This window comes from Prochlorococcus marinus str. MIT 9211, from assembly GCF_000018585.1.
Classification (GTDB): Bacteria; Cyanobacteriota; Cyanobacteriia; order PCC-6307; family Cyanobiaceae; genus Prochlorococcus_D; species Prochlorococcus_D marinus_B.
Genome location: NC_009976.1, coordinates 259,777 through 278,848 on the forward strand (window position 1 = coordinate 259,777; position 19,072 = coordinate 278,848).

At 37.5% G+C, this 19,072-nt stretch carries 22 protein-coding genes and 1 tRNA gene; 12 read left to right on the forward strand and 11 right to left on the reverse strand.

The window, feature by feature from the left end; translation table 11 throughout:
* Positions 1–44: 44 nt before the first annotated feature.
* Both P9211_RS01345 and P9211_RS01350 read left to right on the forward strand, forming a co-directional pair.
* Positions 45–1,022, forward strand: a complete 978-nt coding sequence (locus P9211_RS01345; protein WP_012194828.1) for a DUF3084 domain-containing protein — start codon at positions 45–47, stop codon at positions 1,020–1,022.
* A 13-nt stretch (positions 1,023–1,035) separates the two neighbouring features.
* Positions 1,036–1,476: a hypothetical protein gene (locus P9211_RS01350; RefSeq protein ID WP_012194829.1), complete on the forward strand. Its 441-nt coding sequence runs from the start codon at positions 1,036–1,038 to the stop codon at positions 1,474–1,476.
* On the opposite strand, the gene P9211_RS01355 is transcribed toward P9211_RS01350, so the two are convergent.
* From P9211_RS01355 to psbH, 4 genes are read right to left on the reverse strand one after another with little or no spacing between them, the layout of a single operon-like run.
* Positions 1,457–1,714 (reverse strand): DUF3146 family protein, encoded by a 258-nt coding sequence (locus tag P9211_RS01355; protein WP_012194830.1) that lies wholly within the window; start codon positions 1,712–1,714, stop codon positions 1,457–1,459. The two genes, P9211_RS01350 and P9211_RS01355, sit on opposite strands and share 20 nt — an antisense overlap.
* 4 nt (positions 1,715–1,718) lie before the next feature.
* Entirely contained in the window at positions 1,719–2,339 is a 621-nt protein-coding gene (gene pth / locus P9211_RS01360) for an aminoacyl-tRNA hydrolase (protein WP_012194831.1), read from the reverse strand.
* A 29-nt stretch (positions 2,340–2,368) separates the two neighbouring features.
* Positions 2,369–2,620 (reverse strand): TatA/E family twin arginine-targeting protein translocase, encoded by a 252-nt coding sequence (locus tag P9211_RS01365; RefSeq protein ID WP_012194832.1) that lies wholly within the window; start codon positions 2,618–2,620, stop codon positions 2,369–2,371.
* Between the two features lie 30 nt (positions 2,621–2,650).
* Complete coding sequence (gene psbH, locus P9211_RS01370; protein ID WP_012194833.1) at positions 2,651–2,854, reverse strand: photosystem II reaction center phosphoprotein PsbH; 204 nt, start codon at positions 2,852–2,854, stop codon at positions 2,651–2,653.
* Between the two features lie 86 nt (positions 2,855–2,940).
* Between psbH and psbN the strand changes: the two genes are divergently transcribed.
* From psbN to P9211_RS09055, 3 genes are all read left to right on the forward strand, one after another.
* Entirely contained in the window at positions 2,941–3,081 is a 141-nt protein-coding gene (gene psbN / locus P9211_RS01375; protein WP_012194834.1) for a photosystem II reaction center protein PsbN, read from the forward strand.
* Between the two features lie 135 nt (positions 3,082–3,216).
* The gene (locus P9211_RS09180) at positions 3,217–3,345 is read left to right on the forward strand and encodes a photosystem II reaction center protein I (protein WP_012194835.1); all 129 of its coding nucleotides are present in this window, start codon (positions 3,217–3,219) and stop codon (positions 3,343–3,345) included.
* A 78-nt stretch (positions 3,346–3,423) separates the two neighbouring features.
* Entirely contained in the window at positions 3,424–5,628 is a 2,205-nt protein-coding gene (locus tag P9211_RS09055; RefSeq protein WP_012194836.1) for a DUF3769 domain-containing protein, read from the forward strand.
* A gap of 26 nt (positions 5,629–5,654) precedes the next feature.
* On the opposite strand, the gene P9211_RS01385 is transcribed toward P9211_RS09055, so the two are convergent.
* The 5 genes from P9211_RS01385 to P9211_RS01405 form a co-directional block, all read right to left on the reverse strand.
* Positions 5,655–6,278, reverse strand: a complete 624-nt coding sequence (locus tag P9211_RS01385) for a 3-isopropylmalate dehydratase small subunit (protein WP_012194837.1) — start codon at positions 6,276–6,278, stop codon at positions 5,655–5,657.
* 6 nt (positions 6,279–6,284) lie between these two features.
* Entirely contained in the window at positions 6,285–7,700 is a 1,416-nt protein-coding gene (gene leuC, locus P9211_RS01390) for a 3-isopropylmalate dehydratase large subunit (RefSeq protein ID WP_012194838.1), read from the reverse strand.
* A 24-nt stretch (positions 7,701–7,724) separates the two neighbouring features.
* Positions 7,725–9,020: a competence/damage-inducible protein A gene (locus P9211_RS01395; protein WP_012194839.1), complete on the reverse strand. Its 1,296-nt coding sequence runs from the start codon at positions 9,018–9,020 to the stop codon at positions 7,725–7,727.
* Entirely contained in the window at positions 9,013–10,263 is a 1,251-nt protein-coding gene (glyA, locus tag P9211_RS01400) for a serine hydroxymethyltransferase (protein ID WP_012194840.1), read from the reverse strand. Before glyA ends, P9211_RS01395 begins: the two co-directional genes overlap by 8 nt.
* A gap of 111 nt (positions 10,264–10,374) precedes the next feature.
* Positions 10,375–10,448, reverse strand: a tRNA-Arg gene (locus P9211_RS01405).
* A 90-nt stretch (positions 10,449–10,538) separates the two neighbouring features.
* On the opposite strand from P9211_RS01405, the gene P9211_RS01410 reads away from it, so the two are divergent.
* From P9211_RS01410 to P9211_RS01420, 3 genes are read left to right on the forward strand one after another with little or no spacing between them, the layout of a single operon-like run.
* Positions 10,539–10,799 (forward strand): hypothetical protein, encoded by a 261-nt coding sequence (locus tag P9211_RS01410; RefSeq protein ID WP_012194841.1) that lies wholly within the window; start codon positions 10,539–10,541, stop codon positions 10,797–10,799.
* 29 nt (positions 10,800–10,828) lie between these two features.
* Positions 10,829–11,119 (forward strand): DUF3181 family protein, encoded by a 291-nt coding sequence (locus P9211_RS01415; protein ID WP_012194842.1) that lies wholly within the window; start codon positions 10,829–10,831, stop codon positions 11,117–11,119.
* 24 nt (positions 11,120–11,143) lie between these two features.
* Positions 11,144–11,407, forward strand: coding sequence for a hypothetical protein (locus tag P9211_RS01420; RefSeq protein WP_012194843.1), 264 nt, complete (start codon positions 11,144–11,146; stop codon positions 11,405–11,407).
* Here P9211_RS01420 and murJ read toward each other — a convergent pair.
* Positions 11,394–13,001, reverse strand: a complete 1,608-nt coding sequence (murJ, locus tag P9211_RS01425; protein WP_012194844.1) for a murein biosynthesis integral membrane protein MurJ — start codon at positions 12,999–13,001, stop codon at positions 11,394–11,396. The two genes, P9211_RS01420 and murJ, sit on opposite strands and share 14 nt — an antisense overlap.
* 84 nt (positions 13,002–13,085) lie before the next feature.
* Between murJ and sfsA the strand changes: the two genes are divergently transcribed.
* The 4 genes from sfsA to P9211_RS01445 all read left to right on the forward strand — a co-directional run bounded on the left by sfsA (position 13,086) and on the right by P9211_RS01445 (position 17,455).
* Positions 13,086–13,856, forward strand: coding sequence for a DNA/RNA nuclease SfsA (gene sfsA, locus P9211_RS01430; RefSeq protein WP_012194845.1), 771 nt, complete (start codon positions 13,086–13,088; stop codon positions 13,854–13,856).
* Between the two features lie 158 nt (positions 13,857–14,014).
* Positions 14,015–15,445, forward strand: a complete 1,431-nt coding sequence (locus P9211_RS01435) for an ammonium transporter (RefSeq protein WP_012194846.1) — start codon at positions 14,015–14,017, stop codon at positions 15,443–15,445.
* 105 nt (positions 15,446–15,550) lie between these two features.
* The gene (locus tag P9211_RS01440; protein WP_012194847.1) at positions 15,551–16,765 is read left to right on the forward strand and encodes a 4-hydroxy-3-methylbut-2-enyl diphosphate reductase; all 1,215 of its coding nucleotides are present in this window, start codon (positions 15,551–15,553) and stop codon (positions 16,763–16,765) included.
* 117 nt (positions 16,766–16,882) lie between these two features.
* The gene (locus P9211_RS01445) at positions 16,883–17,455 is read left to right on the forward strand and encodes a DoxX family protein (protein WP_012194848.1); all 573 of its coding nucleotides are present in this window, start codon (positions 16,883–16,885) and stop codon (positions 17,453–17,455) included.
* Positions 17,456–17,501: 46 nt separating this feature from the next.
* Here the strand turns inward: P9211_RS01445 and purH are convergent, their stop codons facing one another.
* A complete protein-coding gene (gene purH, locus P9211_RS01450; protein ID WP_012194849.1) occupies positions 17,502–19,058 on the reverse strand; it encodes a bifunctional phosphoribosylaminoimidazolecarboxamide formyltransferase/IMP cyclohydrolase in 1,557 nt (518 codons plus the stop codon).
* Positions 19,059–19,072 lie beyond the last annotated feature (14 nt).

Genomic DNA, 19,072 nt, shown 5'->3' on the forward strand with positions numbered 1-19,072 from the left:
TTATAAAATAACTTTGTTTTAGTCCTACTTAACTTTCTTTTCTTGTGACGGGCTGGTTGTTAATTATTTTCTTGCTTATTCTTGGCGGCGTACTATCTACGCTTGGAGATTTTCTAGGCACCAAGATAGGGAAGGCGCGTCTAAGCATATTCAAATTAAGGCCAAGAAGAACAGCAGTACTGATAACAATTTTAACTGGTAGTTTTATAAGCTCTATTTCATTAATGTTGATGCTCTTGGTTGATAGGCAACTAAGAGATGGTTTATTCAGATTAAATGATATTCAAACTGAGTTAAAGGAAAGCAGATCAGCTTTATTGCCCTTGCAAAAACAAAGAAGTATTCTTGAAGAAAGAATTGAGAAAAGAGAGAAGGAACTTATTAATTTAGAGAAGAATTTCTTTGCTTTAAGGAAAGGAGAAGTAGTTATAACTAGTGGCGAATCCTTAGGGACATTTACTATTCAACTCAATGAGAAGTCTGATATTGATGAAGAGATAGAGAATATATTTACTAGAGCAAATTTTAATGCTTTTATGCGTGTCAAACCTGGAGAAAAACCCGATCGAAGACTAATCCTTGTGAGATTAGACCATGTCCAACGTATGAAATCAATTATTTCGGATAATCGTAAATGGGTTATTAATATACGATCAGCAGGAAATGTTTTACTAGGAGAAAATTATGTATATGCTTTTCCTGAAGTTCTTTTGAATCAAAATATCGTCACTAAGGGCGAGATAATAGCTAGCAATTCTCTTGAAAGGAATGATTACAAACCTCATACCTTAAATAAGAAGGTAAAGCTCTTATTAGCTTCAACCTTGGCTGAAGTAAAGAGGCGAGGATCCTTAGTTTCAGAAATACAAGTTGATACAAAATCAATTAATTCATTGAGGAATAAGTTAAAGCGATTCGACACAAGCAAAACTAGCTTGGAGGTTATTTCTAATAAAAATAGTGATACTGCTGAAAACGTATCGGTTTCTCTTAGGATTAGTAAGATTCCATCTAAGAATTAGTCCATATAAATTTATGAATTATGCTATTGCTATAGACCCAGGAAGAGAAAAATGCGGACTTATACTTGCTGATCTCGATAATCACATTGTGATAGAAGGCAAGGTTGTAATCTCTTCTTCAGTACTTGATTTGATAATTAAATGGCAAAATAACTATGAAATTAAATTAATTATTCTTGGTAATGGAACAAGTAGTAATTTCTGGTATTTAAAGCTTATAGAGGTATGTAAATTATCTATTAAACTCGTAGAAGAAAGCGGAACAACCTTTAGAGCAAGAGGAAGGTATTTTGAAATCTCATCACCTAACTTTTTCTTGCGCTTTATACCAAAACAAATGCGAATACCACCAAAAAATTTGGACTCTTTTGCTGCATTACTTTTATTAGAGGACTACCTTCACAGAAAGTTTCAATGGTTAGGAGATATTAGTCTTAAAACTTGGCCCGAATAATAAATATGTAATCTCCTCCTGCTTCAAGAGAATAATCAGCTTTGATTAGAAACCTTAAAAGAGCATCTTGAATCAATGCCTTTCCTAAGGAAGGCTCTAGCAATAGTTCGCCATTGGCATATCTCCATATAAATTCCCATTTAAACTCTCCAGCAGAAACTTCTCCTGCAAGAGATCTATTTAAAAAACTTTGACTATGTACTCTTAAGTATGCTGTTGTTGAAGGCTTTTGATGCATTTAACTAAATATCTGTAAACTTAGAGTGCATAGAATTTAGATGATTTGCTGCTTTTTCTAATCCAACCTCTTGAATTAAATTTAAACCTAATACAACCTCATTTAAAACACTTTGCATGACTAATTGTTCCTTTGAATTAAAAGCACCAAGCACATGAGAAACAGTTCTGACTTGTTTTTCTTCAAAGGCGATTACAGGTTTTCCAATGCCTACTCTTAACCTGCTGAAATTTTGTGTACCAAGATTATTTATAATACTTTTGAGGCCATTATGTCCTCCAGCACCTCCTTGGTACCGGAGTCTTAATTTACCTAAAGGTAGGTCGATGTCATCAACAATAATTAGGATGTGATTTGGTTGAAGACCAAACCAATGCATTGCTGCTTTTACAGCTCTACCGCTTTCATTCATATATGTATCGGGCATAAGCAGTCTTCTTTTTTGAGCACCAATCCCAATCTCTGCCAGTTGCCCAAATAATTTTTTACTCGTACTAAAAGAAGCACACTCTTTTGTTGCAAGCTTCTCTAAGACCATAAACCCTACGTTATGGCGAGTAGAGCTGTATTTAGAACCAGGATTCCCTAGCCCTACCAATAAACTTGGGTCAGCACTAGTACTCATTCTGATTCTTGTGATATGAGCAGGTTTTTCTAATCAATTTTGTTTTGAATTAACGAATCTCCTTGATTATCCGCACCCTCTTTGGTCGCAGACTCAGAATTATCTGGTTCTGTCATCGCTTTTTGAATTTCACTTTCAAACTCTGTAGAGGCCTTTTGAAGACCTTTTAGTGTTTTGCCAAGGGTTCTTCCTAGTTCAGGCAGACGCTTTGGTCCAAAAATAACCAATGCAAGCCCAACTATCACAGCAATCTCAGGCAATCCAACGCCAAAGATATTCATGAGTGAACCTCTTTTGTTTCTAAACTTTTCCTATTTAACCCCGTTCCAATCAACAGAGAAACCCTGTAAAAGCAGAGACTGGTTGTAAATCTGTAGAAGAATTACTAAAAATACCAGAAGCAAGACACCAATAAAAGCCATAACTGGTACTGCTCCCCAGCCAGCTACAACCTTGCCTTGGCCAGAATTACCAATGGATTTCAGTAGAGATCCTAGAGCTGTTTTTTGTCCCATTTTGAGTTTTGAGCCTCAGTTAATGATTCATTTTCGATATTGTATGGGAAATTGTCTCTCAGGTACCCAACCTGTAGAAAGTTTTGATGGAAACTTCATCTCTTGCTCTTCAATTAGCAATAATCGTTTTGGTTGTATTGCTAGGCCTAACAGGATTAGGGGTTTATATGGCTTTTGGCCCTGCTGCAAAGGGGTTAGATGACCCATGGGATGAGCATGATGACTGAGTGGATTTTTACAAAAATGTTTATATTTCCAGTTAATTCAGCTTCGAAACATTTCAATCCAGGTTCATAAGGGGGGTAATTAGGCATCAAGGCCCCATAAAATACGCGTGGTTCTCTAGATGCTGGTCGGTATTCATGCTTGCTTTAAAGATTTCCGTATACACGGTCGTCTTCTTTTTTGTTGGAGTCTTTTTGTTTGGTTTCTTGGCTAGTGATCCGTCAAGAACACCAGCCAGAAAGGACTTAGAAGGCCCTCAAGACTAAACAAATAGGCTGCAAGGCCAATCAGAACTAATACTGGCCATTAATGGCTGTGTATGGCTCTGATTGTGTAATTATTGTGTGCGTCGACAGAATGTTTTGGCGCCGATAGTCTCTAATGCTTGGATCTCAGGACTTTTTTCTGCTGGCTGCTTAGTTTTTGCGCCTTTAGAAAGTTTTTTGGCTGATGCCAAAGCGTTTGAAATCCACACTTCAGTTCAAGGAGTTAATACTAACCAACGAATTCGTTTGCTTAAAGACGAGCGCAGACAATATTTGGCATCTAATATCTTAATTGCTTCACACTCAGTTAAGGATAACTTTCCTCATAAGAAAAAAGACCTTTCTCAGTTATCTATAGACGCTTCAGGTAGTCATTCTCAAATACAAAATACGCATAAAGAGATTCATCTCGATAGTGAATCTTCTTTTCTCAGAGTTGATATTCATGCCGATCGCCAATATTGGGAAACGGATAATGTATTTGTAGCTGAAGGTAATGTTGTTGTATCTTTCAATCAAGGTATACTTCGAGCAGAAAAAATTGTTTTTGACCGATCTAAAAATCTTCTTTTTGCAACTGGTGATGTTCGCTTTATGCGAGGAGAACAATACTTTAGGGCCAGTTATTTTAGATATAACTTAGTAAGCAAGAATGGATACTTAGACGATGTCTATGGAGTAATCAAAGTCAACCTTTTAACTAATGATCTTAACATAAACTCTTCAACTAACATTAATAAAAAGCAATCTAGGAATACTATACCAAATAATTCAGCTTCTAGGATTACTCTAAATGATGGAGTAGTTATAGAAGGAGGTAAAATTGATTTAGGTTTAAATCCATTTGTTGCTGGTGATCTCTCTGATAAAGGTATAAATAGCTGGCGATTTAACTCTCCAAAAGTCATAATTAATCGATCAGGTTGGAAAGCTAAAATAATGACTTTTTCTAATGATCCATTTAACCCTGCTCAAGCCAAGCTTGTTGCTAAGAATGTAATTGCGAATGAGAATAAAGATGGCACTTTGCTAATTAAATCTAGTAAGACAAAGTTAATATTAGAGGATCAATTAAATATCCCTATTGGTAAAAGATCCTTTGGAGCTAATCAAGAAAATGAAGAACGTTGGATCTTAGGATTTGATACAAAAGACAGAGATGGATTATATATAGGAAGAAAGTTTAAGCCTATTCAGTTAGATGAGAATTATGAATTATCACTGCAGCCACAATTTCTTTTTCAACGAGCTATTAATGAAAAAACAAATGCTTACCCTGAATCAGATTTATCTGTTTTGAGCCCTAAGGTATCACAATCAACAAAATTTTCAGATTTAATAGGAATGAAGGCAAAATTAAAAGGAAAAACATTTAATATGCAGTCAGAATTATCTGCAAACATAAGCAGTTTCAATCCAGATAGATTTGCTAATGGAAGTCGATATTGGGGTGCCCTTAAAGATTCTTTTGATCTTGGTGGGATTAAAGATATCAATGCAGTTCTTTTTGCAGCTTATCGTTATAAATCATGGAATGGTTCTTTGGGAAGAAGTGATATTTATACTTCAGTTGGTGGCTACGTGGATAAAGAAGTGGATTGGGGAAATGGGACTTCCCGTTATGAATATAGATTTAGATCTGGAATCGGTAAATATCAAGCTGAAGCTTTAAAATCTCTTACTTTATCTCATCTATGGAGAGCAAGCATCTTTAACTCTTTGAATATTTCATACCCTATATATATGTTCGAAGATGCCAGTTCAGTCAATCAAGTTAAACCAAGATATTCCATGGCAAAAATTAACCCTGGCATTATTCTTAATACAGAAATTTTTTCGACTTATTTTCATTACGAAGGTGGAGATAGTCAGTTTTCATTCGGAGTAAATGCAGGGCCTGAGTTAACATTAGGAAACTTTAGAAAGCCTTTCCTAGATTATACAAAAGTATCAATTATGCCAGGCTTTACTGTTAAAGCTGGCGATAGTCCATTTAAATTTGACAATGAAGTTGACCTTCAGAAAATTTCTTTTCAATTAACTCAACAAATATATGGTCCTTTGCTTCTTTCGGGTATTTACAATGTCAATATTGACAAAGACTCTGATCAATATGGAAAATCTTTAAGTTCTAAATTAGCCATTTTATGGGAACGCAGATCGTATGCTTTGGGTATATTCTATGATATTAATGATAACTCTGGAGGTTTGATGTTCAGATTGAATGGGTTTGACATTGAAAGGGCACTAATCCCAAATGATTCAATTGTAGATACTATCTAACCATTAGAGATCGAAATCACTTTTGATTAATGTATATATTGATTTAAATAAGGCAAAGTGCTTTTTGTCAGATTAATTTTTTCTTTCTGAGACATTAAAGTAGATGTTGCATCCCAGTTTCCTGAGTTCAGCATTAATGCAGCTCCTTCTTCAATTTTTAGTTTCCAGGATTGATTTCTAAATTCAATTAACTTTTTTCTCAGATTAATACTGCAAAAATATTTACTTTTGCTATTTTCTATAGATTCAATTAGTGAGCTTAGTTCATTCTCTATAAGTGTGACACAAGGTATGCCAAGACTTAGACAATTTCCATGAAATATCTCAGCAAAACTATTTCCAATTATTGCTCGAATACCCCATCTCATAAGAGCCTGTGGCGCATGTTCTCGACTTGATCCACAGCCAAAGTTTTTGTTGACAATCAGGATCGAAGCCCCTTTATTTTCTTCTATGTCAAATACATGAGAGCCATTTTTTTCTTTCCTATCATCCGCAAAAACATTTTCTCCAAGGTTGTCAAAACTTACACACTTAAGAAATCGAGCGGGAATAATTCTATCGGTGTCTATGTCATTCCCTTTGAGAATTATGCTTTTACCTTTTACTAAGGTTATGCATCCTTTGGGAAAGGTATATGAAGAGCTCATGGGCTTCTATGGTCCTTGGTTAATTAGGTTCCTTACATCTGTTACAGATCCAGAAATAGCAGCAGCGGCAACCATTGCTGGACTCATTAACAATGTTCTTCCTCTGGCTGATCCTTGTCTTCCTTTAAAGTTCCTATTGCTAGAACTAGCGCTTATTTGATTGCCTTCTAATCGATCTGGGTTCATTGCAAGACACATAGAGCAACCTGGCTTTCTCCATTCAAACCCTGCATTTTGAAATAAAACATCTAAACCTTCTGCTTCAGCAGCTTTAGCTACTTTCTCAGAGCCAGGAACTACAAAGGCTTTAATACCCTTAGCCACATGTCTATTTTTAACAATCTTTGCTGCTGCTTGAAGATCACTTAGGCGGCCATTAGTACAACTTCCTATAAAACAAACGTCTATTCCAAGACCTTCAATAGAGCTTCCTGGATGCAGATTCATATAAAGATAAGCTTCTCTTGCTGTTTGTTGGTCACTTGTCTCTAGTGAGTCGACCTTTGGTATTAATTCGTCAATCCCAATCGCTTGGCCGGGTGTAATACCCCAAGTGACTGTTGGGGAGATTTTGCATGCATCAAATTTCACTTCGTCGTCAAAAATCGCATTCTGATCAGAGGCTAATTCCTTCCACCATTGGAGAGCAGACTCCCATTCCTGGCCAGTTGGTATATAGGGCTTCCCTTCTAAGTAATCAAAGGTTGTTTGATCAGGATTGACATATCCGCATCTTGCTCCACCTTCTATAGCCATATTGCATATAGTCATTCTCTCTTCCATTGAGAGTTTTTTTATTGCGGGCCCAGCAAACTCATAAGCATATCCAACGCCTCCTTTGACGCCAAGATGGCGAATTACATGAAGGATAAGATCTTTTGCAAAAACACCATTGGTGAGTTGACCATCTACCCAAATTCTACGAACCTTTAACTTTTTCATTGCCAGGCTTTGGGTAGCGAGTACATCTCTAACTTGGCTGGTGCCAATCCCAAATGCGATTGCACCAAAAGCTCCATGGGTAGAGGTATGAGAGTCTCCACAAGCAATCGTCATGCCAGGTTGTGTTAGACCTGATTCTGGTGCCATCACATGGACGATGCCTTGATTCCCTGAACCTATTCCAAATAGTTTGATGTGATGGTTTGAGCAATTTTTTTCAAGTGTATGAAGCATTTCCTCAGCTAGAGGATCTGAGAAAGGTCTTTGGTGATTTGTAGTGGGTACTATGTGGTCGACGGTTGCAATTGTTCTATCAGGACAATTTACGGAGAGTCCTTTTTCTTCTAAAGCTGCAAATGCTTGAGGACTGGTTACTTCATGAATCAAATGAAGCCCAACAAATAACTGGGTAGCTCCTCCAGGGAGATCTGCTATCCGATGAAGATCCCAGACTTTGTCGTAGAGCGTTTTTGAGCTCAAAGCTTACTCCTTATTAAAGTGACCTTAGCTCTGGTTATGCATAAATAAACGCAGTAGGTCGAGGCTTCTAATAACACTCAATTGTTGAATTTCCTCTCTTGTTTTATGCGAACTAAAGTTGACTTGAATTGATTTAATGATGCTTTGGCTAGCAATTCCAAAATGTACTAGCCCAACAGGCTTGTCTTGGGTTCCTCCAGCTGGTCCTGCAATTCCGGTAATAGCAAGGCCCCAGTCAGTTTGAAACTTCTCTCGAACCCGTTTAGCCATTTCTTTTGCCACAGAAGAAGAAACAGCTCCATTGCGCTCCAGCATGTCGAGGGGAACACCCAGGAAATGGTGCTTTATCCAATTGCTGTAAACAATTACCCCTCCTAAGAACACATCCGATGCTCCAGGAATAGATGTTAAAGCAGCTCCAAGTGCACCCCCAGTACAAGACTCTGCAATCGAAATAGTTTCACTATGCTCTTTTAATGATTTAATAACGACTGAAGCTAACGTTTCATCATTAGAACCGAAATAAAACTTTTTCCCTATTTTTAATAATTTAGTTTCAATAGGCATGATTAACTTTTTTGCATCTCTATGATTCTTGGCTTTTGCTGTGATACGTAATTTTACTTCACCTAATGATGCATATGGTGCAATAGTAGGATTTTCCCCTGACATAATATCGCCAACTTTCTCTGCTAAAGATGATTCGCTAATCCCTGTAAATTTAAGTGTCTTGCTCATAATCACATCTTTAATTAATAAGTTACTTTTTAGCCAATTTATCGCATTTATAGAAAACATTTTTTCCATTTCAGATGGCACACCAGGCAAGCTAATTATTGTAAATCCAGGCTTTGGATCCCAAATGATTCCAGGCGCAGTACCTGTTGGATTTTGAATTAAATCTGCACCTTCTGGGTGAAGTGCTTGTGTTTTGTTTATGGTAGGCATCTTTTCTGAAGATAATTTATACTTTTCTTCGAGATCTATTAAGATTTCTTTGCTTTCGACAAGTCGAGTATTAAATGCAGTAGCTATTGCTTCTGTAGTTAAATCATCAGGTGTTGGGCCTAAACCGCCAGTAGTTATTAATATCCTGCTGCGATTAGAAATTTCTTGAATGGTTTGCTTGATTCTTTCTAAATTATCACCAACAACTGTTTGGCGAAAATGTTCTAATCCTATAGAGGCTAATTGCTCTGCTAACCATTTTGCATTACTATTTAAAATGCTACCAAGAAGCAACTCACTGCCTATACAAAGGATTTCGACTGAATTTTCTTTATCTTTACTGTTTAATTGATTGCTCACTAGCTCAGTCATATAGCGGGAATCGATTGCATAAATCAAGAACCCTTTGCTGACATTTGTTTTTTAATATTAAGTCCGTTGGGTTTAACAGGCGATCAGCGATCAAATCTGCGACTTCTAAGAATGCTGGCTCATCAAAACCTCGAGTGGTTAATGCTGCAGTACCTAATCTGAGCCCACTAGTTACGAATGGGGATTTTGGATCAAAAGGGACCGTATTCTTATTGGTAGTGACATTTATTGCACTAACAAGTGAATCAGCTTCTTTCCCAGTCATATCAATACTTCTTAGATCTAGAAGAACAATGTGGTTATCAGTTCCATTGCTTACAACTGCTATGCCTCTATCTTGCATTCGTTTTGCAAGAGCTTTTGAATTTTTCACAAGTTGTTCGCAATAGGAACTAAACCCTGGCTTCAAGGCTTCTCCAAAAGCCACTGCTTTTGCCGCAATAACATGCTCCAGTGGACCTCCTTGACTGCCAGGAAATACGGCCTTGTCAAATCTTTTGCCAAATTCTGCATTTCTGCAGAGTATTAACCCGCCTCTAGGCCCTCGAAGTGTTTTATGGGTCGTTGTGGTAACCACATCGCAATGGGGTATTGGACTTGGATGGATTCCAGTTGCAACCAGCCCTGCGATATGGGCCATATCTGCTAACAAATATGCTCCAACTTCATCTGCAATTGATCTAAAAGCTAAAAAATCAATATTTCTTGGATAAGCAGAGTATCCACAAATTATTAATTTTGGTCGATTTTTTAGAGCAATTTCACGGACATTCTCCATTTCAAGTCTTTGTGTCTCTTTATCTACTCCGTAATGAATAGCTTTAAACCATTTGCCACTAACGTTCACTGGAGAACCATGAGTTAAATGGCCACCATGGGAAAGGTCCATTCCCATAATTTTTTCGCCAGGTTCCAAGAGAGATAGGAATACCGAGAAATTAGCCTGGGCTCCACTATGAGGTTGAACATTTGCCCATTCGGCTTTAAATAATTGCTTGGCTCTTTCAATTGCTAAACCTTCAATCTTATCAATGTGTTCACAGCCTCCGTAGTAGCGCTTATTTGGAAGACCTTCTGCATATTTATTGGTTAAAACAGACCCCTGAGCTTCCATTACTGCTTTGGAGGTAAAGTTCTCGCTTGCAATAAGCTCCAAGTGATTCTCTTGCCGTTTACTTTCTTCTTGTATTAGAGAGGCAATATTTGGATCAGCATCCTCTAGAGCGGAATTAATATGAGTCAATTAAAAAGCCTCTTCTTTTTTAATCGGATAGTAAGCAAAGCATCAAGCTTTGCAAAAAAAACTTCCTCTTATTTTTCTTTTAGATGCTGATCTCAGCAAAAACCTTTGAAACGCGCCTGGAGAGATTCGAACTCCCGACCCTCTGATCCGTAGTCAGATGCTCTAATCCGCTGAGCTACAGGCGCAATAAACAATTAATAAGAACTTATTTAAGTCCCTTTAGTCAACTATATTGATGTTTATAGCTTCAAAATCATATAAATACTGAAAAATTTATGCCAATCAAGTGGTATGGAACGGGAAATCAATCAGATCCTCTCTATTTGCATTTCTCTCGAATAGTTAATTTGACTCTTCATACGATGGCTTTTGCCGCAGTAAATAGTGGTCTTTGGTTCTTTCAGCAAATCAAGCACCCCTGGACCAATCTTCAATTTTTTACTGGGTTTTGGCTGGTTTTGTTAGGTTTACATCTAACTATTGTGATTCTCAAACGACCTTCACAGGCAAAAGACCCTCTCCTAAAAAAGAGTTGAACGGCATCTACTGCAGCAAAATTTTTTTCATGACTATTGATTCCAATCAACTCAGGGATATACAGAATGCGATCTCAGATCGTATTTATATCCAAATTGAGAACTGGAATCTTTATTTGGGAGATGCTGGTCTTTCACAAAAGTTAGCTATTGAATGCAAAGCAAATCTGGATAATGGTTCAGCTGTTGCTGCGCGAAAAGCAATTGAGGCTGTTCAAGTTCGTCTTGGTGGCGGGAATACACAATTGCCGTTAGCAAGATTAATTTCTTCAGCGCAAATTTTTGAACTTGAAGAGATTTTGGACCCCTACTGCAGATAATGTTGCTTTACTTACAACCCCATCGTGCTCATTATTGAGGTCACAAATGCTCGAGAAGTCGTTCGCAAACGCATCGGGCGACTAGGCGAACGACTTATAGGGAAAGTTGTTGATCCAGAGTCTCAGGTGGAAAAAGCATTGATCCAGGAAATGGAAACGGCATTTCAAGAGTTTGGGATTGAAGCTCGAATACTTTCAGTTCAGGGTCCAAGGCTTGAAGGCAGTGAATCTATTGAGTTCCCGATTCATGTGAGAGAAGAGCGTGATATAAAGCTTAAGGATGGTTGATTTTATTTTCAAAAAGAATCATTAATTCATTTACTTCTTTGATATGTAACACTATTCCACTTCTTACAAAGATAATGAGACCGCATAATATTGCAAGAGTTAATTTGACTAATTCAAAAATGTAAATAGAAGAAAAAATTGATATTGAATTAATTGCCCAAGCTATTAATCCTGAGAATAATCCACAAATAATAAGTTTTAGGATATTAATGCTTAATTTTTTTAAAGGGATGTCATTTAGCTTTTGATTTAATTTCAGTAGAAGACCTATACAAGTAAAAATATTTACCCCGACTGTAGCAAGTACAATTCCTTGTACTCCAAAATCAATTGATAATTGATGCCCCCAAGGTGATGGAGCTCCAATAAGAAACCAATCTAGAAATATATTTAAAATTATTCCTGCAAAAGAAAAACTAAAAGGTGTTTTGCCATCACCAATTGCATAAAAAACTCTAACTAATAGATCCCTACCTAGGTAGGCTGGCATTCCAATACCATAAGCTACAAGGAGGCTTCCGACAAGATCAATTGCTTGAGAATCAAAAGCACCTCTACCGTAAATTAGAGATACTATTGAAGTTCCTACGCTTATGAAAAGTGATCCTAATCCAATCATACTTACCGAAGAAAGCATTATGCTTTGACTTATTTTTTTTATTAATTCTGGTTTGTCTTCAACTTTTGTGAGTTTGGCAAAAGTTGGCAAGAAAGGTATTAAAAGTGCGTTAGATATTAAACCTAAAGGTGCCTGTATTAAAAAGTTTGCATAACCTAAACCTGAAGCTGCACCTATAATATTTGAAGCAAAAAATAGATCTGTTACTACATTGACTTGTAACATTCCTGAAGACAGAATTGCAGGTGTCAGTATTCTCCATACTTCTTTAACTCCTGGATGACTCCAATCCCAAGATAATTTTAATTTAATTAGCCCCTTTCTTATTAATGAGGGTATTTGTAAGAGAAATTGCAATAAGGCACCTAATAGGGTCGCCTGTGCAAGGATTATTCCTCCTCTGAGACTAAGTTCTACAGAATCTTTTGTTGGACCATAATATATCCAAAAAGAGCCAGAAAATATTATTAAAACTATACTCGAGATTATTGGAGATATAGAAGGTAGAAAGAACTCATTAGTCGCATTTAGTGCGCCAAAACTAATACCAATTAATCCAGAAAACAGCAGAATTGGGGACATTATTTCCAGTTGCTTAGTCGCTATTTCATGGGTTTCAAGGCTTAGCCCAGGCCCAATTACCTTTATGATTGGATCTGCTGCAATGAATAAAATGATACTAATTATTATCAATAAAAGACTTATTAAAGTGTTAATTGATGAAAGTATATAAGCTTTCTCCTTTTTACTACTTCTGCTTAAGACTGTAACTATTGAATTGTGAAGGGGACCATTAATACCTCCAATCAGAATTAGGAAAAAACCTGGTATTACATATGCATAGTTATAAGCGTCATATGCTGCACCCACTCCAAATGCACCTGCAACAACAAGTTGACGGATTAACCCACCAGACTTGCTAAGCAGAGTTCCTAAACTAACTATTCCAGCGATTTTTCTAAGTGATCTTTTCATACTTTTTCTAGAAAAAAGGGGATCAATTATTTAGGTGTTTTTTCGATCTATTCTCTCAATGTATTGCAAGGAAATCTGATTTCCATGATTGGCAAGAGTCTTCTAACTTTCTCTACTCTTAATGAAGGCATTTTATTAAAGCGATATAAGCGTTTTTTGGCTGATGTTGAACTTGATACTGGACATATAGTCACTGCACATTGCGCAAATACTGGACCTATGACTGGGGTCTTAAAGCCAGGCGGTCGGGTTAGAGTCAGATACGCACCATCTCCTTCCCGCAAACTTTCTTGGTCTTGGGAGCAAGCTCAAGTTGTCAATCAGGCTGGAAATCGTATTTGGGTTGGCGTTAATACAGCATTGCCAAACAAGATTGTTCGACTAGCTATTGAAGCAGGCTGTTTTAGAGAAGCATTAGGAGAAATTGCTCGAATTCGCAATGAAGTTAAATATGGAAGGACTGGGAATAGTCGTATAGATCTTCTTTTAACTCCTGGAGAAAATAATTGTGATCAGCGTCAAATATTTCTTGAGATTAAAAACACTACTTGGACTGATGGTTCATTGGCTCTTTTCCCTGACACAGTTACGGAAAGAGGTCAAAAGCATTTACAGGAAATGATTGATGTTCTGCCTAATGCAAGAGCATTACTGGTTCCATGTATTAGTAGGAATGATGTTGACTTGTTTGCCCCTGGGGATGCTGCTGATCCTATATATGGCAATCTGTTTAGACAAGCTTTAAGCGAGGGGGTGGAGGTTATGCCTTGTTGTTTTGGTTTCTTCAGTGACCATATTACGTGGGAAGGCATGCGCCCGTTTAGAGAAACTCAAACAATTTTTCCCTTGCCCTAGAATGATCAAATGAAAAAGCTAACTGATACCTTTGTTAAATCCAACAAATAACTAAATTCGTATAAACGATTACCAGAAGGATTACAAGATTTCTCCATATTTAGAATTGTACTTTCTGAGTTTCGTTGAACTCAGCTTTTTGCAGTTTTTGTTTTTTTATGACTTCTGCTTTGCAGACTCCCTCAAGTCGTCGAGTTGAACGACTTCAAGAGGCAAGTCTATTAAGAGGGCCGATGCTTCTTTTGAAGAGCATAAGAGGATTTAATTCTCGTAGTTCTTTAATTTGGCTTGCTTGTGTCCCTCTTGCCCTATTTGGTTTAGGACTATTTAACCTTTCAGCGCATGCAGGAGATTTTGCGCTTACCACTCAAGCACTTGCAGACAATCTTTGGATAATGGTTGCCGCAGTGTTAGTAATTTTCATGAATGCAGGCTTTGCGATGGTGGAAGCCGGCATGTGTAGGCAGAAAAATGCTGTCAACATTCTTGCTAAGAACCTAATAGTGTTTACTCTTGCAGTATCTGCTTATTGGTTTATTGGGTATAAATTGATGTATACAGGCTCTTGGGTCATTCCAGGGGTTTTGAAATTAGGTACTCCTTTCTTTAATCCAGCACCTACTGATCCAGCTGGATTGGTTCCAAGTATTGACTTTCTGTTCCAAGCTGCTTTTGCTGGTACAGCCGCAACGATTGTTTCAGGAGTAGTTGCTGAAAGAATCAAGTTTGGTGAGTTTGTCGTTTTTTCATTAGTCCTTACAGCAGTTATTTATCCGATTGCTGGATCTTGGCAATGGAATGGTGATGGATGGTTGGCTCAGTTGGGTTTTTATGACTTTGCAGGATCTAGTATTGTTCACTCAGTTGGAGCATGGGCTGGCCTTATTGGTGCAATTGCTTTAGGTCCACGGATTGGAAAATTTGTGGATGGTAGGTCTCAGGCTTTACCAGGGCACAATATGGCTATTGCAACTCTTGGAGCATTGATCCTTTGGATTGGTTGGTATGGATTCAATGGCGGCTCAGTGCTTGCTTTTAACGAAGCAGTTCCATATGTCGCTGTTACAACTACTCTTGGTGCTGCTGGTGGAGGTATAGCAGCCACATTGTTGAGTCAGTTAAATACTGGAAAACCAGATTTAACAATGACTATCAATGGCATTTTGGCAGGGCTCGTAAGTGTTACTGCTGGCGCGGATGGACTTAGCTTGTGGTCTTCTTGGCTTGTCGGAGCAATCGGTGGACTTCTAGTTGTTTGGTCAGTTGCTTTTGTTGATGGTCTTCAGATCGATGACCCTGTTGGGGCTGTTTCAGTGCATGGTACATGTGGGGTATGGGGAACTCTTGCTGTTGGCCTTTTTTATGGAGGAAAAGGAGTTTTTGCAGGAGGCACTCTTTCTCAGCTTTTAATTCAAGCTGTTGGTGCAGCAAGCTATGCAATTTTCACAATTCTTACTTGCTGGATAGCTTGGTCAATTATTGGAGGCTTCTTTGGAGGTATTCGAGTTACAGAGGAAGAGGAGCTCAAAGGCCTTGATATTGGTGAGCATGGAATGGAAGCATATCCAGACTTTGCTTCAGCTCAATAATTGAATCTGACGATTTAATTTTAAAAAGCCTGGCTTTACGCCAGGCTTTTTTGTGTTTTCTTTCAATTCCTAATAGAGTCTTTGAAATAGACTGGTTTAATTGAGATGGATACTCAAGCTTTTAAGAGATCTCTTCATCATTCAGATAGATATAATCGAAGGGGGTTTGAATCTCCTACAAAAAGAGCCCAGGCTCTTGAAAAGGCTTATCAAAGTAATTTGATTGGATCGATTAGAGATAATGGATATTTATTTGAGCACGGCAGATTACGGGTAAAGCTTGCAGAGGCATTTGGCTTTTGTTGGGGAGTAGAACGAGCAGTTGCAATGGCCTATGAAACAAGAAGACATTACCCCAAGGAAAGTATTTGGATTACTAATGAGATTATTCACAATCCTTCGGTGAATGATCACTTGAGAAATATGAATGTGCGATTTATTTCAGCTGAAAAAGGAATTAAAAATTTCTCTTCTGTCCAAGAAGGTGATGTCGTCATACTGCCTGCATTTGGAGCAACAGTTCAAGAGATGAAGCTCTTGCATGAGCGTGGTTGTCACATTATTGATACAACTTGTCCTTGGGTCTCAAAGGTTTGGCATACCGTTGAGAAGCATAAGAAACATGAATTCACTTCGATTATTCATGGCAAAGTAAAACATGAGGAAACTCTTGCAACAAGCTCTTTTGCAGGTACCTATCTTGTTGTACTTGATCTCGAAGAGGCTCAATACGTAGCTAATTATATTCTGGGTAAAGGAGATAGAGAAGAGTTCCTGAAAAGGTTTTCCAAAGCTTCATCTCAAGGCTTTGACCCAGATAGAGATCTTCAAAGACTTGGAGTTGCTAATCAGACAACCATGCTAAAAAGTGAAACCGAGGAAATTGGCCGTTTATTTGAGAAAACCATGCTTCGTAAGTATGGTCCAGCTGAATTAACTGAGCATTTTTTAGCTTTTAATACTATTTGTGATGCTACTGAAGAGCGGCAGGATGCAATGTTCTCGCTGGTTGATGAGCCTTTAGATCTACTTGTAGTTATTGGAGGTTTTAACTCTTCAAATACCACGCATCTTCAAGAAATTGCTATCAGCAGAGGTATTCGCTCTTTTCATATCGATACTCCAGAGAGGATAGGTGATCAAGAAAATACTATTACGCACAAACCTTTAGGAGATGATTTAATAACTGAGAAGAATTTTTTGCCTGAAGGAAATATAAGTGTCGGCATTACATCTGGTGCATCAACCCCAGATAGAGTGGTTGAACATGTAATTCATAAGCTTATTAATCTTAGCGAGGAGAAGGCTTTTGTGGATTAAAAATAAAAATATTTTTTGGCCGAAATTCCAAATTACTTAGCAATTTTACTTAAGTTTCAATAGTTCTCTCTTAATTTGTGATTAGCAACTAATATAGATACCTATTGCTTATAAGTGATGTCTGAATCTGGCAATTACAAATCTCAGGAACCTGGTTCTTCAAGAGACTTGCCATCCATTAATCAACCTCAGAAAGTGGAAGTGGTCGTTGCTAGTCCTTCTGCAGAAGGTGAAGTTAATATTTTGGGCGAGCTTGCAATCTTTGTTCTTAGAGTCGCCTTTAGCTTGTTTATGATTCATCATGGACTAGAAAAGCTTCAGGATCCAGAGGGCTTTGCAGAGTTTGTAGTAGGCAAATATTTTGGTTTTTTACCTGGAGATCCAATTATTTGGACTTTTGCTGCAGGCATTACACAAGTCTTATGTCCGTTAGGTCTTGCAATTGGAGTTTTTGCAAGACTTTCTGCATTAGGCCTTCTTTCAACAATGGTATTTGCTATTTATTTTCATTTAATTGATACGGGGTTCGAAGGTTTTCCTTTGGCAGTAGTAAATGATCATAACTATGCTTTTGAACTATCTTCAATTTATGCTGCAATATCTCTATATTTTTTATGCTCTGGCCCTGGAAGATTATCTGCTTTTCGAAAGAAAAATAAAGTTACTTATTATCCTAAAGGTGCAAAGTAACATATTATTTGAAGATTATTTTTAGATAGATTATCTCTATTAATTATTAATGAAGGAAATGTCTTTTACCAGTAAATATCATAGAGAGACCTAATTGATTGCATGCATCTATAGATGATTGGTCTCGAATACTTCCTCCTGGTTGAATTATTGATTTGATTCCATATCTTGATGCCAAATGTACTGTGTCATCAAAGGGAAAGAAGCCATCACTAGCTAATACAGCACCTTGAGCTTTTTCTCCTGCAGCTTCCAGAGCTATTTTTGCTGCCCCTATTCTATTCATTTGCCCTGCACCTATTCCTAAAGTTTGACCAGCAGATGCAACTACTATTGCATTTGATCTAACATGTCTTACTACTCGCCAGGCGAAAGCTAGATCAGCTTTGTCTTCAATAGACATTTGTAATTTTGTAGGAACTTTCCATTCATTAGGTTCAATTAATTTGTCATCAACTTCCTGAACCAATATTCCTCCTAAAATGCTTCTTATATACTTACGTTCGGACGACTTTATAGAGCTGTGACTAAGTTTAATTATCCTTAAATTTTTTTTCGTTGAAAGGATCTCTAAAGCGTTAGCGTCATAGTCTGGAGCTACTACACATTCTAAAAATAGACTGCTTAGTTCTTTTGCTGTAGCAGCATCTAAATTGCAGTTAAGAGCAACAATTCCTCCAAATGCACTAATTGAGTCGCACTCAAGGGCCAGGTTGAATGCATTGCTCAGATTATTGCTTACAGCTACTCCACAAGGATTAGTGTGCTTAATAATGACTGCAGCTTTCTCGCACGAATTGCCTTTATTGCCTAAGTCATATCCAAATTCTCTTATTGTTGCAACAGCAGCTTCTAGATCTAGAAGATTATTTGTGCTGAGCTCTTTACCTTGTAATTGTTCAGCTTGCCCCCACCCTTGATTAACTGCGCTATACCAATTTGCATTTTGATGAGGATTCTCTCCATACCTCAGAGTTTGTTTAATTGGTTGAGAAGTTAAATATGGAGAATATTTAGATTCAATTTGCTTGCTTAACCATTGGCTAATTGCTATGTCATAACTTGCGGTGTGCTCGAAAGCTTCAAGAGCGAGTTTTGCTTTGATAGTTGTTGAAATCTCCCCAGCTTCTAATTTTTCAAGAAAAGCGTCATATTGATTTGGATTAGTCAGAATACTTACTGATTCATGGTTTTTGGCTGCTGCGCGAATCATTGCAGGCCCGCCAATATCAATATTTTCTATTGCGTTATCCCATGTAACATCTGGATCAGAGATTGTTTCTTGAAATGGATAAAGGTTTACGACTACAAGATCAATATTTTTGATGTTTTCTTTTTCGAGATCAAATTGATGAGATGAATTTCCTTGCTTGGCAAGTATTCCGCCATGTATTCGAGGATGAAGAGTTTTTACTCGGCCACCAAGAATTTCTGGAGCTCCAGTGTAATCAGAAACTGTTTTGACAGGGATATTTGCTTCTTTCAGCGCTCTAGCAGTACCTCCACTGGAAATAATCTCAAAACCATGAAGGGTTGTTAATGTTTTCGCAAAAGGAATTAGCCCATCTTTATTGGAAACACTTATTAATGCTATACGGGCCATGAGGAAGATTAAAT